The following is a 14,680-nucleotide window of genomic DNA, read 5'->3' as shown; positions in this document are numbered from 1 at the left end:
GCTATCAAAATCTTAATAAACCCCTTTAAAAGGAGGTTCTTATGAGCGGAAATGATCAGCAGATCAGACAAGAAAGGCTGTCGCTTCTTTTAGAACAATTAGGAATTCCTGATGAGATGAAAACCGGTTTTTCGGAAGGGACAATCGAAAAACTCACTATAGATAAAACGAATCGAAGCTGGCACTTTTCCATCGCAATCAATCGTCCGCTAACAGCAGAAGGTTATGCGTGGTTTAGTTCTAGTCTTCATCAAACCTTTCAACATATTGCAAAAGTGACTTTTTCACTGCAAACGAAAGAGAGCTATCAGTCAGAAGAACTTCTTGGCTATTGGCCGTTATGTAAAGAAAAGTTAGTTGAGACCACAGGTCCAAGTCTGTCTAGTATGCTTTCTATTCAAGACCCGATAGCGGATGGGAATTTTTTGTGCTTAACGGTTCGAAACGATGCAGAAGAAACTTTAGTACAGAGAAAACTATCTCCAGTTATTAAAGAGTTGTACAGTCAGTTCGGTTTTCATTCAGTAATGGTGAAGACGGAAATAAAACATTCTGAAGAAGATTATCAGAAATTTTTAGAACAGCGGAAACAAGAAGATCAGAATAAAGTGATGGAAGCGCTCGTTGAAAAAGAAAAGTCAGCTAATAAAGCAGATGGTCCTGCTACAAGAACAGATATAATGATTGGTTACTCAATTAAGGATGAACCGGTACCGATCCAAACAATTCAAGATGAAGAAAGACGTATTACGATACAAGGTTACGTGTTTCATGCTGAAACAAGAGAACTTCGAAGCGGCCGTACTTTACTGACATTTAAAATTACGGATTACACAGATTCACTATTAATTAAGATATTTTCTCGTGATAAAGAAGATATCCCAATTCTCCAAGGAATACAAAAGGGCATGTGGTTGAAGGTACGAGGCGGTATTCAAAATGATACCTTTGTCAGAGACCTCGTTATGATTGCAAACGATATTAATGAGATCAAGCCTGAGTACAGAAAAGACTTAGCTGAGGAAGATAAAAAACGTGTAGAACTCCATCTTCACACACCGATGAGTCAGATGGACGCGGTATCTTCTGTTTCCTCGCTTGTGGGACAAGCCAAAAAATGGGGACATCCTGCTGTTGCTATTACAGATCATGCTGGTGTGCAATCCTTTCCTGAAGCTTATAGTGCGGGCAAGAAAAACGGAATTAAAATTCTCTATGGACTTGAAGCCAATCTGGTAGATGATGGTGTTCCTATTGCATACAATGAAGCGCCTAGAAAACTTTCAGAAGAGACATACATTGTTTTTGACGTTGAGACTACGGGATTATCAGCGGTTTATAATAAAATTATTGAACTGGCAGCGGTGAAGGTAAGAGGCGGAGAAATTATTGATCGATTTGAAAGATTTGCGAATCCTCATGAATCTTTATCAGAGACGACAATCAATCTAACAGGAATCACAGATGATATGGTTGAGAACGCGCCTGAAATTGAAGAAGTACTTCGAGATTTCCACGCATTTATGGGTGATGATATTCTTGTTGCTCATAACGCAAGCTTTGACATGGGGTTCTTAAACGAAGGCTTGCGAAAAATAGGCTTAGGTGAAGCGAAGAATCCCGTGATCGATACACTCGAACTTGCCAGATTCTTACTGCCTCAGTTAAAGAATCATAGACTGAATACGCTCTGTAAAAGGTTTGACATTGAACTTACACAGCATCACCGTGCGATTTATGATGCAGAAGCGACAGGGTACCTTTTATGGAAGCTGTTAAAAGAGACGTTTGAAAAAGAAATCTTCTATCATGACCGCTTGAACGATAACATGGGTCAAGGCGGATTCCAGCGCTCACGGCCATTTCACTGCACGCTGCTGGCTGCAACTCAAGAAGGTCTGAAGAATCTATATAGACTCGTTTCAGAATCACATCTTTCGTACTTTTTTAGAACACCGCGTATTCCGCGTTCACGACTCAGTAAATTGCGAGAAGGTATTTTAGTCGGATCTGCATGTGACAAAGGTGAAGTTTTTGAAGGCATGATGCAAAAGCCGATAGAAGAAGTAGAAAAGATTGCAGAGTTTTATGATTATCTAGAAATTCAGCCGCCTAGTAACTATTATCACCTTATTGAAAGAGAACTTGTTGCTGATGAGATGAACTTAAGAGATATTCTTTCCAACATCGTTCAGTTAGGCGAGAAATTAAATAAACCGGTTGTAGCAACAGGAAACGTGCATTATTTAAATCCTGAAGATGCGATCTACAGAAAGATTTTAATTTCTTCACAAGGCGGAGCTAATCCGCTGAACAGACAAACGCTTCCTGAAGTTCATTTCCGGACAACGGATGAGATGATTGATTTGTTCTCCTTCTTAGGTGAAGAAAAAGCGGAAAAGGTAGTCTGTGAAAACACTAGATATATTGCAGACAGTATTGAAGAGATCAAGCCGATACCTGACGATCTTTATACACCGAAAATCGAAGGTGCGGATGATGAAGTTCGATCGATGAGTTACGACCGTGCAAGAAGTATATATGGTGAAAACCTTCCTGAAATCGTTGAGAAAAGACTGGAAAAAGAACTAAAGAGTATAATTGGACACGGTTTTGCAGTTATTTACTTGATATCTCATAAGCTCGTTAAAAAATCGTTGATCGATGGATATCTTGTAGGGTCACGTGGATCAGTAGGTTCGTCATTTGTTGCGACCATGACTGAGATTACAGAAGTTAATCCGCTGCCTCCGCATTATGTTTGTCCGAACTGCAAAGAGTCACACTTCTTTAATGATGGTACCGTCGGATCTGGTTATGATCTGCCTGATAAAGAGTGTCCTGAATGTAATGTTCTATATATAAAAGATGGACAAGATATTCCGTTTGAAACGTTCTTAGGATTTAAAGGAGACAAAGTACCCGATATTGACTTGAACTTCTCTGGCGAATATCAGCCAAGAGCACATAACTACACGAAAGAACTGTTTGGTGAAGAATATGTGTATCGAGCGGGTACGATTGGTACTGTTGCTGAAAAGACTGCCTATGGTTATGTTAAAGGTTACGCGGGTGACCATAACTTAACCATTCGTTCTGCAGAAGTAGACCGTCTCGTATCAGGCTGTACAGGGGTAAAAAGAACAACCGGACAGCATCCGGGCGGAATAATTGTAGTTCCTGATTATATGGATATTTATGATTTTTGTCCTGTTCAGTTTCCAGCTGATGATAGCTCATCAGAGTGGAAAACAACTCACTTTGATTTCCATTCTATTCACGATAACCTGTTAAAACTTGATATATTAGGCCACGATGATCCAACCGTTATCCGTATGCTGCAAGATTTAAGCGGAATCGATCCGAAGACCATTCCAGCTTCTGACCCTGAAGTAATGAAAATCTTCTCGGGACCAGAAGTGTTAGGTGTTACGGATGAACAGATCATGTGTAAGACAGGTACACTTGGAATACCAGAGTTTGGAACAAAGTTTGTAAGGCAGATGCTTGAAGAAACAAAGCCAAGCACATTTTCTGAGCTTGTTCAGATCTCAGGATTATCACACGGTACAGACGTTTGGCTGAACAACGCCAACGAACTGATCGCAAACGGAACGTGTGTACTAAAAGATGTTATCGGGTGCCGTGATGATATTATGGTCTACCTCATCTACAAAGGCCTTGATCCTTCACTAGCCTTTAAAATCATGGAAAGTGTACGTAAAGGTAAAGGTCTTCCTGATGAATGGATCGATGAGATGAAACAAAATGATGTTCCTGACTGGTATATTGGGTCATGTTTAAAGATTAAATACATGTTCCCGAAAGCCCATGCGGCTGCATACGTTTTAATGGCCGTTCGTATTGCTTATTTTAAAGTGCATTATCCGATCTGGTTCTATGCTGCTTACTTCACTGTAAGAGCTGATGATTTTGATGTAGAATCCATGATTCGAGGCTCAAAGGCACTTCGTACAAAGATTGAGGACATCTCGGCTAAAGGCCTAGATGCTTCTACAAAAGAAAAGAATCTTCAAACTGTGCTTGAGCTGGCGTTAGAGATGTGTGAAAGAGGACTCTCCTTCCAAAAAATCGATTTGTACCGTTCAAGTGCAACAGACTTTTTAGTTGAGGGCGATACGCTTATTCCGCCTTTTAATTCGATAGCGGGACTTGGGACGAATGCAGCACTTAACATTGTGAAAGCAAGAGAGCAAGGAGAATTTCTTTCAAAAGAAGATCTTCAGCAGCGAGCTAAGCTATCAAAGACGATTATTGAGTATTTAGATGACCAAGGTTGTCTGGAAGGATTGCCTGATGCAAACCAGCTTTCACTGTTCTAATACGGGCTTTTGAAGCATTCTGAAAGTTGCAGTATTTTACTGGTTATGGTATAGTATTTTTGGAAATACTGTTGAATGAATAACTGTCGACGAAAGAGTGGGGCTCCCCACTCTTTCGTTACGTTTTAAGGTCATTCAGTTAGAAGGAGGGCAGCAATGAGTCAGAAGATTACAGAGCTCACATCTGAGCTTGTAACCCCAATCGTTGAAAAACTAGGACTTGAACTTGTTGACGTTGAATTTGTTAAAGAGGGTAAAAACTGGTTTCTGCGTGTTTATATCGACTCCACGAGTGGCGTAGATATTGAAGAATGCGGGACAGTTAGTGAGCAATTAAGTGAAAAATTAGATGAACTTGATCCGATCGAACAGCCCTACTTTTTAGAAGTATCTTCTCCAGGTGTTGAGAGACCGCTAAAGAAACCTGAAGATGTTAAAAATGCTATCGGCAAAAATGTAAACATTAAACTTTATGAGCCCATTAACGGTGAAAAGGTATATGAAGGACTTTTAAAAGACTTTGACGGTGAAACGCTGTTCATGGAGATTAGAGTAAAAACGCAAGTGAAAAAGGTAGAGTTGCCGTATACAAAAGTGGCGAATGCCCGTCTTGCGGTTGTTTTTTAATGAAGAGGGGAGAAGAAAAATGAGTACCGAGCTTTTGGATGCACTTACATTGTTAGAAAAAGAAAAAGGGATAAGCAAAGATGTTATTATTGAAGCGATTGAAGCAGCCCTTATTTCTGCTTATAAGCGTAATTTTCATCAAGCGCAAAATGTTCGTGTTGATTTTAACAGAGACACTGGAAGTATCCGTGTATTTTCTAGAAAAAATGTGGTTGAAGAGGTTGAGGACGACCGTCAGGAAATCTCTGTCGCTGAAGCACAAGCGATTAACCCTGGGTATGAACTTGACGATATAGTAGAAGAAGAAGTTACACCAAAAGACTTTGGCCGTATCGCTGCGCAAACAGCTAAACAAGTTGTTACACAGCGTGTACGTGAAGCAGAACGCGGAATTATCTTCTCAGAATTTATTGACCGCGAAGAAGACATTATTACAGGAATTGTTCAAAGACAAGACCACCGCTATATGTATGTAAGCCTTGGCAGAGTAGAGGCATTATTGCCAGCTGCTGAACAGATGCCTGGTGAATCGCATACAACGAACGATCGCATCAAGGTGTATATCACAAAAGTTGAAAAGACTACTAAAGGTCCTCAAATTTTGGTTTCAAGAACTCACCCTGGTTTATTAAAACGTTTGTTCGAACTTGAAGTGCCTGAAATCTATGATGGTACTGTTGAGATCAAATCGATCGCACGTGAAGCTGGAGACCGTTCTAAGATTGCCGTACATGCTGCAGATCCAGAAGTGGATCCAGTAGGTTCTTGTGTCGGGCAAAAAGGTGCGCGTGTCCAAACAATCGTAAATGAACTGAACGGCGAAAAGATCGATATCGTTCGTTGGAGTGAAGATCCTGTTGTTTATGTGGCAAATTCACTAAGTCCTGCAAAAGTATTAGAAGTTCAAGTAAACGAAGAGGAAAAAATGACTACGGTAATCGTGCCAGACTATCAACTTTCCCTAGCAATTGGTAAAAGAGGTCAGAATGCTCGACTCGCAGCCAAGTTAACAGGTTGGAAGATTGATATTAAAAGTGAAACAGAAGCAGTAGAATCAGGCGTATATGATCCTGCAAACGCTCGAAATGATTTCTTCGACGATACTGATGAGGATGAAGAGTAAGAGAAGACGAGGTGGAGACAATGAAAACACGCAAAATTCCTATGAGAAAATGCGTAGCCTGTCAAGAAATGAAGGCTAAAAAAGAATTAACACGTATTGTCCGCTCGCCTGAAGGAGAAGTCTCTGTCGATACGTCAGGGAAGAAATCCGGAAGAGGAGCCTACCTTTGTCATGAAGCTGCTTGCATCGAACAAGCAAAAAAGAAAAAGGTTCTTGAGTCACATCTGAAAGCGAAAATTCCAGCTGACTTATATGAACAGCTAGAAAAAGGAAGTCATACATCTTGAAACCATCTCCTTGGGAAAACTTTCTTGGAATAGCAGTTCGAGCCGGCAAAGTCATTTCCGGTGAAGAACTAGTTGTTAAAAGCGTACAAAAGCAAAACGCAAAACTTGTTTTGCTGTCTAAAGATGCTTCTGAAAATACAAAGAAAAAAGTTACTGATAAGTGCCTCTTCTATAAAGTTGATCTTGTATGGATTGAAGATCGCAATATTTTGGGCAAGGCTATTGGTAAAGAGCAACGAGTTGTAGTTGCTGTAAATGATCAAGGATTTTCTAAGCGTTTGAAGGAACTTCTTGATCACTAACTCGGGGGTGAACATATGAGTAAAATCCGCGTATACGAATATGCGAAACAGAAAAATGTTCAAAGTAAAGACATTATTGAAAAGCTGAAAACGATGGATGTCCACGTAGCAAATCATATGTCTATGATTGATCAAGCAGCTCTTAAGAAACTGGACGAAGCATATCGTCCTAAAACAAACAAAGATCAAGCAAAGTCATCCAATCAAAATCAACTCCCTAAAACAGATATGAAAAATAGCAACTCTGGTAACGACACCAAATCTAATAAAAAGGAAGTTCAAAAAGAGAGTAATATGAAAATAAAAAAAGAGAACAATAACTCGTCACAAACTAAAGGACCAAAGTCCACAAATACAAACAGCCAAGGCAGCCAAGGCGGCCAAAACAAGAATAATAACAATCAGAACAGAAACAGCAATAATAACAGAAATCAAAACAACAATAACAGAAACAACAACAACAAAAATCAAAACAACAGAAACAAACAAAATAGAGGCGGAGGGAACCATCAGCAGCAAGCTCCACAGAAAAAGGTTCTTGAAACGCCAAGCAAAATTACTTTTACAGATTCACTTCAAGTAGGTGAACTTGCAAAAAAATTAAACAAAGATACTTCTGAAATCATTAAGAAGTTAATGGGTCTTGGTATCATGGCTACAATCAACCAAGAGCTTGATAAAGAAGCGATCGAACTGATTGCAGCTGACTATGATGTTGAGGTAGAAGAAGAAATCATCGTTGATGAAACAGAATTTGAAAACTACGAAGTGGTTGACGATGAAAAAGATCTTCAAGTACGTCCTCCGGTTGTTACGATCATGGGACACGTTGACCATGGTAAAACAACACTTCTTGATGCGATCCGCAACACGAAGGTAACGGCTGGTGAAGCTGGCGGAATTACTCAGCATATCGGTGCTTATCAGATCACAAACAACGGAAAACAAATTACGTTCCTTGATACTCCTGGACATGCTGCGTTTACAACAATGCGTGCTCGTGGTGCCCAAGTAACGGATATTACGATCCTTGTTGTAGCTGCTGATGATGGAGTTATGCCTCAGACAGTCGAAGCGATCAACCATGCTAAAGCTGCTGGAGTGCCGATCATTGTAGCTGTTAACAAAATGGATAAAGAAGCTGCTAATCCTGATCGTGTTATGCAGGAGCTTACTGAACATGGCCTTGTTTCTGAAGCTTGGGGCGGAGATACGATCTTTGTAAACGTATCTGCAATTAAAGGCGACGGAATCGATGACCTGCTTGAGATGATCAACCTTGTGTCAGAAGTTGAAGAATTAAAAGCAAATCCAAACCGTACTGCAGCAGGAACTGTTATCGAAGCACAGCTTGATAAAGGCCGTGGATCTGTAGCAACACTTCTTGTTCAGTCTGGTACATTAAACGTAGGTGATCCAATCGTAGTCGGACACACTTTCGGACGTGTACGTGCGATGGTGAACGATCTTGGACGCCGTGTTAAAACTGTTGGACCATCAACACCTGTTGAAATCACAGGATTAAACGATGTTCCACAAGCTGGAGATCAGTTCATGGTCTTTGCTGATGAGAAAAAAGCACGACAAGTTGGGGAATCACGCTTTAAAAAGCAACAAGATGCTCAACGTAAAGAATCTTCTAAACTGAATCTTGATGACCTCTTTAACCAGATTAAAGAAGGCGACATTAAAGAAATCAATGTCATCATCAAAGGTGATGTACAGGGATCTGTTGAGGCACTTGCTGGATCGCTTCAAAAGATTGATGTTGAAGGCGTTAAAGTTAAGATTATTCACTCTGGTGTTGGAGCAATCAACGAGTATGACATCATGCTCGCATCTGCTTCAAATGCTATCGTAATTGGTTTTAACGTTCGTCCAGATACAGGTGCGAAGCGTACTGCTGATGCTGAAAAAGTTGATGTTCGTCTGCACCGCATTATCTATAATGTAATCGAAGAAATCGAATCAGCGATGAAAGGAATGCTTGATCCTGAATTCGAAGAAAAAGTAATCGGTCAAGTAGAAGTACGTACAACATTTAAAGTATCAAAAGTAGGTACGATCGCTGGCTGTTACGTTACAGAAGGTAAGATCACAAGAGACTCAACAGTTCGCTTAATCCGTGATGGAGTAGTATCATACGAAGGCAAGATCGACGCATTGAAGCGTTTTAAAGATGATGCTAAAGAAGTTTCAGCTGGATATGAATGTGGGATTACGTTAGAAAAGTTCAATGATATTAAAGAAGGCGATATCATCGAAGCTTACATCATGGAAGAAATTAAAGTTAAATGATCGCCTTATTAACGGTTGAGTTTTTCATATATGAAGCACAGTCGTTAAAAGATAAGCGTTCAGTCGTCCAAAAAGCGGTAAATAGAGTTCGTCAACGCTTAAATGTAGCTGTTTCTGAAACGGATTTTCAAGATTTGTGGCAGCGCGCAGAGATAAGTATGGTTACCGTTTCTTCGGACAAAATAATAGCAGAAAAAGAATTGCAAAGAGCACTTGCGATTATTACATCTATTGCTGAATTAGAAGTTACTGATTCTAACATTGAGTGGCTATAAGGCAAGTGGCAAGAAACGGGGTGTAGTAAAAAATGGGCACAATCCGTTCCAATCGTATTGGGGAACAGATGAAAAAAGAGCTTAGTGACATTATAGGCCGAAAAATCAAAGACCCCCGCGTAGGTTTTGTGACCGTTACGGCGGTTGATGTAACAGGTGATTTGCAGCAGGCTACAGTATATGTCTCTGTGTTTGGTGATTCCGACCAAAAGGAACAAACACTAAGAAGCCTTGCGAAAGCAACAGGTTTCATTCGTACTGAAATCGGTAAACGAATTCGCATGCGAAAAACACCAGACATCTTTTTTAAATTTGATGAATCCTTAAATTATGGAAGCAAGATCGAAAGTCTTTTGTCTGATATTAAACGAGAAGACGAAGACAGCGAAGAGAATGAAGATCATCCGAAACCATAATAGCAAATGGATAGGCAATTATCATAATTGTCTATCCATTTTTTGCTTGAAACGATATAAAGTGATTGAAGGAGAAGCTGTATATGACTGCAAGACAAGGAATACTAGCATTAAAAAAACCTGCCGGAATGACTTCTCATGATTGTGTGGCTAAAATCCGCAGAATATTTTCAACAAAAAAAGTAGGTCACACCGGTACGTTAGATCCTGAAGTTACAGGTGTTTTGCCTATTTGTATCGGAAGAGCAACAAAAATCGCCGAGTACATGTCTGACTATGGCAAGGAGTATATCGGTGAAGTCAGCCTAGGCTTTTCTACTGAAACAGAAGATGCTCACGGTGAAAAAGTGACAGAAAAAACGGTGGAGGCAGACATTTCAGTTGCTGCTGTTAAAGAAATTTTAAAGTCACTGACAGGAGAAATTGAGCAGATCCCACCGATGTATTCAGCAGTAAAAGTGAACGGCAAAAAACTATATGAATACGCAAGACAAGGGATAACCGTTGATCGGCCAAAACGCAATGTGACGATATATGAACTGGAACTTTTGAACGAAGATGAAACGATTAAAAAAGATAACCCTATATTTTCTTTCCGGGTTAGATGTTCTAAAGGTACTTATGTAAGAACGCTCGCTGTAGAGATAGGTGAGAGACTGGGATATCCCGCACATATGTCATCTCTCGTAAGAACAGCTTCAGGACCTTTTTCAATGGATGATTGTGTAACGTTTGAACAGCTTGAAAGTGGAGAAAAACCTTTAGAAGACTATTTGTTTCCATTAGAAAAAGGGATATCTCATTTTCCAAAATGGACTGTAAAAGAAGAACTTCTTTTTAAAATTAAAAATGGTTCGGTACTTGAAGCACCAAAAGAGTTGGAACAAAGTCCGTTTGGTGTTTATAATGAAGAAGGAAAATGTCTAGCCATTTATGAATTACATCCTTCAAAACCAGGTTTGATTAAACCGGTTAAAGTGTTAGCCATTGATTAACGATAGAAGTTAGTAGGTGAGTTTTTGGAAACGATTGTTATTAGTCATCCGCATCACTTTCAACAAGATAGCCTTCCGCCAACCATTCTGGCATTAGGTTATTTTGACGGAATTCATGTTGGCCATCAGCGTGTAATCCGCACAGCTGTGGAACTGGCAAACAAAAACGGAGCTGTTCCAGCTGTAATGAGCTTTCATCCGCACCCTTCAGTTGTCTTAGGTAAAGCGGATCATAATTGGACGTATATCACTCCTTTAGAAGAAAAGAAAAAAGTTTTAGAAAATATGGGAGTTGAACGTTTTTATCTTGTGAAATTTGATCATGTTTTTGCCGCTCTGGATACAAAGGACTTTGTAGATCAGTATATTATTGGTTTAAATGTTCAGCATGTTGTAACCGGTTTTGATTTTTCTTATGGAAAGTATGGAAAAGGCAACGTAGAAACTTTAGTGAAAGAATCAAACGGCCAGTTTGGGCAAACCGTTATTGAAAAGATAGAAAAAGACGGGGAAAAAATCAGCTCTACACTGATTCGCCACTTTTTAAAAGAAGGACTGGTTGAGGAACTCGTCCCTTACCTTGGACGCAGATATAAACTCAACGGAACTGTTATTCACGGTGATAAACGCGGCCGTACGATAGGCTTTCCTACAGCAAATCTGGATACAGAAGAATATTCACTGCCAAAAGTGGGTGTGTATGCAGTAGAAGTATACATCGATAATGAGAAATATTTTGCGATGGCAAACGTAGGGTATAAACCTACTTTTAAGGATGATCAAAAAAAACCGTCTCTAGAAGTACATGTCTTTGACTTCAACAAAGAAATTTACGGAAAGAGCATTAGTGTTACGTGGTTAAAGAGAATTCGAGACGAAAAGAAATTTAATGGGATTGAGGAACTGATCGCTCAGTTACATGCAGATAAAAGCAAAACATACGAAATCATACATTCTCTGCAGTAAAAAAACTTGCATTTGTTCCGTAAAAAGTCTATGATAATACTTGTACATTTTAATGTACACATAACCGTTGCTTGGCAAATCGAGTCACCGACGTTTGCTCGGTAATTGGTGTTTCTAATATTAAGGAGGTGAAAAGGATGGCTATTACTCAAGAGCGTAAAAACGAACTAATCAGCGAGTATAAGGTACATGATACGGACACTGGATCTCCAGAGGTTCAAATCGCTATCCTTACTGAACAAATCAATGAGTTGAATGATCACTTGCGTACACACAAGAAAGATCACCACTCACGTCGTGGTCTATTGAAAATGGTTGGTAAGCGCCGTAACTTGTTAACGTACCTACGTAACAAGGACATCACGCGTTACCGCGAATTGATCGGAAGACTAGGATTACGTCGTTAATCCAACAAAAAGCGGGATTTAATCCCGCTTTTTTTATTGCAGACAATACACAATCGGACAAATCAGAAATATTTTATACAGGTTACTAAATTCTTTACAGTTTTTCTTTTTAGGAAGGACTGCGATAGGATATAATAGAACCATAAAATACTAGGATTTTTTAAGTGTTGAGAGGAGTACCAAGTAAAATGGATCAACAAAAACGAACATTTACAATGGACTGGGCGGGCAGAACGCTTACGTTTGAAATTGGAGAATTAGCAAAACAGGCAAATGGTGCTGTAATGGTCAGATATGGTGACACAGCAGTGCTTTCAACAGCTGTTGCTTCAAAACAGCCGAAAAATTTAAGTTTCTTTCCACTGACTGTAAACTACGAAGAACGTTTATACGCAGTAGGTAAAATCCCTGGCGGATTCATTAAACGTGAAGGACGTCCGAGTGAAAAGGCGGTTTTAGCAAGCCGTTTGATCGACCGTCCGATCCGTCCTTTATTTGCTGATGGCTTCCGTAACGAAGTACAAGTTGTCAGCACTGTAATGAGCGTTGATCAAAACTGCTCTTCTGAAATGGCTGCGATGATTGGATCATCTCTTTCTTTATCTATTTCAGATATTCCATTTGAAGGCCCGATTGCAGGGGTTACAGTTGGCCGAATTGATGGCAATTTTGTAATCAATCCTACAGTTGAGCAAAATGAAAAAAGTGATATTCAATTAGTAGTAGCAGGAACGAAGCACGCGATCAACATGGTTGAAGCTGGAGCTGAGGAAGTTTCAGAAGAAGTGATGCTTGAAGCAATCATGTTTGGACATGAAGAGATTAAGAAATTAATCGCTTTCCAGGAAGAGATCGTTGCTGAAATCGGCAAAGAAAAGATGGAAGTTGTTCTTCATGAACTTGATAAAGATGTTGAACAAGAAGTTCGTGAGTTTGTCGGAAACGACGTAAAAGAAGCAGTTAAAGTTGTTGAAAAGCACGCACGTCAAGAAGCTCTTGATGCGGTAAGTGCAAACGTAGCTGCTCGTTACGAAGATGATGAAGAGAAAGCAAGCGAAGCAAAAGAAGTTTTACATAAACTCATCAAAGAAGAAGTTAGACGCTTAATTTTAAAAGAAAAAGTGCGTCCTGACGGAAGAAAAACAGATGAAATTCGTAAACTTTCTTCAAAAGTAGGCATTTTAGCAAGAACTCATGGTTCTGGTCTATTCACACGTGGACAAACTCAAGCGCTAAGCATTTGTACATTGGGAGCACTTGGCGATGTTCAAGTTCTTGATGGTCTTGGCGTAGAAGAGTCTAAACGCTTTATGCACCAATATAACTTCCCTCCGTTCAGCGTAGGGGAAACAGGATTTATGCGCGGACCAGGAAGACGTGAGATCGGTCATGGTGCTTTAGGTGAACGTGCGTTAGAACAAGTAATTCCAAATGAAGAAGAATTCCCTTACACTATTCGTCTTGTTTCTGAAGTATTAGAATCTAACGGTTCTACATCACAAGCAAGTATTTGTGCAAGTACGCTCGCATTGATGGATGCTGGTGTACCGATTAAAGCACCTGTTGCTGGTATTGCTATGGGTCTGATTTCTGACGGTGAAGACGTAACCGTGTTAACTGATATTCAAGGTATGGAAGATCATCTTGGAGATATGGATTTTAAAGTTGCAGGTACTCCAAACGGTATTACTGCTCTTCAAATGGACATTAAAATTTCAGGTATAAACCGTGAAATCCTTCAAGAAGCTTTAACACAAGCAAAAGAAGGGCGTATGATCATTCTAAAATCTATGCTTGCAACACTTTCAGAATCTCGTACACAACTTTCTCAATATGCACCTAAGATTCTTACAATGAAGATCAACCCAGACAAGATCCGTGATGTAATCGGGCCAAGCGGGAAAATCATCAATAAGATCATTGAAGAAACTGGCGTTAAGATTGATATCGAGCAAGACGGTACAGTCTTCATCGCTTCAACTGACGAGTCTATGAACAAAAAAGCGAAGAAAATCATTGAAGATATTGTTCGTGAAGTTCAAGTTGGAGAGTACTACATGGGTAAAGTTAAACGAATTGAAAAGTTCGGTGCTTTCTTAGAGCTCTTTAGCGGTAAAGACGGATTAGTTCATATTTCTGAACTTGCTGAAGAACGTGTTGGTAAAGTTGAGGATATCCTTAAACTTGGTGATGAAATCCTTGTTAAAGTTATGGAGATCGATAACCAAGGCCGTGTAAACTTATCACGCAAAGTAGTTTTAAAAGAAGAAAAAGCGAAGAACGAACAGCAGCAGAACGTTTAACATTCCAAACTGAAAAAGACTGTACAAAGGTGCACACTTAACGTGTCACTTTTGGGCAGTCTTTTTTTGCTGTTTGGGTAAACTTTGTTGTTATTGGAAGGTGGTTGATTTCCGTTCCAGGTGCTCGCTTTCCGCGGGGCAGGCGGTGAGCCACATTCGTAACGTTTCACTTTTAAGTGTCTCACCTGCCCGCCTGTCCCGCAGGAGTCTCACACCTTGCACTCCAATCAACTATCATAGAAGACAAAATTTGAAAGCAACAATCTTTTAGAAAAAAGCATTTTTGTTTTATGTTGTTAACGCAAGCTTTTCCTGCGACTACTCCCATAAGCTACCGA

At 39.8% G+C, this 14,680-nt stretch carries 13 protein-coding genes; 12 read left to right on the top strand and 1 reads right to left on the bottom strand.

Annotated features, from left to right (window positions below):
• Nucleotides 1–41 precede the first annotated feature (41 nt).
• From QUF49_RS10840 to pnp, 12 genes are all read left to right on the top strand, one after another.
• Nucleotides 42–4,343 carry a PolC-type DNA polymerase III gene (locus tag QUF49_RS10840; protein ID WP_289495661.1) on the top strand — a complete coding sequence of 1,434 codons (4,302 nt, stop codon included), beginning with the start codon at nucleotides 42–44 and terminating at the stop codon, nucleotides 4,341–4,343.
• A 156-nt stretch (nucleotides 4,344–4,499) separates the two neighbouring features.
• Nucleotides 4,500–4,970 (top strand): ribosome maturation factor RimP, encoded by a 471-nt coding sequence (rimP, locus tag QUF49_RS10835; protein WP_289495660.1) that lies wholly within the window; start codon nucleotides 4,500–4,502, stop codon nucleotides 4,968–4,970.
• Nucleotides 4,971–4,989: 19 nt separating this feature from the next.
• Nucleotides 4,990–6,093: a transcription termination factor NusA gene (gene nusA / locus QUF49_RS10830; protein ID WP_289495659.1), complete on the top strand. Its 1,104-nt coding sequence runs from the start codon at nucleotides 4,990–4,992 to the stop codon at nucleotides 6,091–6,093.
• A gap of 20 nt (nucleotides 6,094–6,113) precedes the next feature.
• Nucleotides 6,114–6,380, top strand: a complete 267-nt coding sequence (rnpM, locus tag QUF49_RS10825) for an RNase P modulator RnpM (RefSeq protein ID WP_289495658.1) — start codon at nucleotides 6,114–6,116, stop codon at nucleotides 6,378–6,380.
• The gene (locus QUF49_RS10820) at nucleotides 6,377–6,682 is read left to right on the top strand and encodes a YlxQ family RNA-binding protein (RefSeq protein WP_289495657.1); all 306 of its coding nucleotides are present in this window, start codon (nucleotides 6,377–6,379) and stop codon (nucleotides 6,680–6,682) included. The genes rnpM and QUF49_RS10820 overlap by 4 nt, the downstream gene beginning before the upstream one ends.
• Nucleotides 6,683–6,697: 15 nt before the next feature.
• Nucleotides 6,698–8,980 carry a translation initiation factor IF-2 gene (infB, locus tag QUF49_RS10815; RefSeq protein ID WP_289495656.1) on the top strand — a complete coding sequence of 761 codons (2,283 nt, stop codon included), beginning with the start codon at nucleotides 6,698–6,700 and terminating at the stop codon, nucleotides 8,978–8,980.
• A complete protein-coding gene (locus QUF49_RS10810; protein WP_289495655.1) occupies nucleotides 8,977–9,255 on the top strand; it encodes a DUF503 domain-containing protein in 279 nt (92 codons plus the stop codon). The genes infB and QUF49_RS10810 overlap by 4 nt, the downstream gene beginning before the upstream one ends.
• A gap of 32 nt (nucleotides 9,256–9,287) precedes the next feature.
• Entirely contained in the window at nucleotides 9,288–9,671 is a 384-nt protein-coding gene (gene rbfA, locus QUF49_RS10805) for a 30S ribosome-binding factor RbfA (protein ID WP_066240910.1), read from the top strand.
• 83 nt (nucleotides 9,672–9,754) lie between these two features.
• The gene (gene truB / locus QUF49_RS10800; protein WP_289495654.1) at nucleotides 9,755–10,666 is read left to right on the top strand and encodes a tRNA pseudouridine(55) synthase TruB; all 912 of its coding nucleotides are present in this window, start codon (nucleotides 9,755–9,757) and stop codon (nucleotides 10,664–10,666) included.
• A gap of 24 nt (nucleotides 10,667–10,690) precedes the next feature.
• Nucleotides 10,691–11,632 (top strand): riboflavin biosynthesis protein RibF, encoded by a 942-nt coding sequence (gene ribF, locus QUF49_RS10795; RefSeq protein ID WP_289495653.1) that lies wholly within the window; start codon nucleotides 10,691–10,693, stop codon nucleotides 11,630–11,632.
• Nucleotides 11,633–11,769: 137 nt separating this feature from the next.
• Nucleotides 11,770–12,039, top strand: coding sequence for a 30S ribosomal protein S15 (rpsO, locus tag QUF49_RS10790; RefSeq protein ID WP_066240919.1), 270 nt, complete (start codon nucleotides 11,770–11,772; stop codon nucleotides 12,037–12,039).
• 188 nt (nucleotides 12,040–12,227) lie between these two features.
• A complete protein-coding gene (pnp, locus tag QUF49_RS10785; protein ID WP_289495652.1) occupies nucleotides 12,228–14,342 on the top strand; it encodes a polyribonucleotide nucleotidyltransferase in 2,115 nt (704 codons plus the stop codon).
• A gap of 90 nt (nucleotides 14,343–14,432) precedes the next feature.
• On the opposite strand, the gene QUF49_RS10780 is transcribed toward pnp, so the two are convergent.
• Entirely contained in the window at nucleotides 14,433–14,573 is a 141-nt protein-coding gene (locus tag QUF49_RS10780) for a hypothetical protein (RefSeq protein ID WP_289495651.1), read from the bottom strand.
• Between the last annotated feature and the right edge of the window lie 107 nt (nucleotides 14,574–14,680).

The organism is Fictibacillus sp. b24, assembly GCF_030348825.1.
In the GTDB taxonomy this organism is placed as follows: domain Bacteria; phylum Bacillota; class Bacilli; order Bacillales; family Fictibacillaceae; genus Fictibacillus.
The sequence above is the reverse complement of the archived record's forward strand: the minus strand, read 5'-3'. Positions and strand labels throughout refer to the sequence as shown.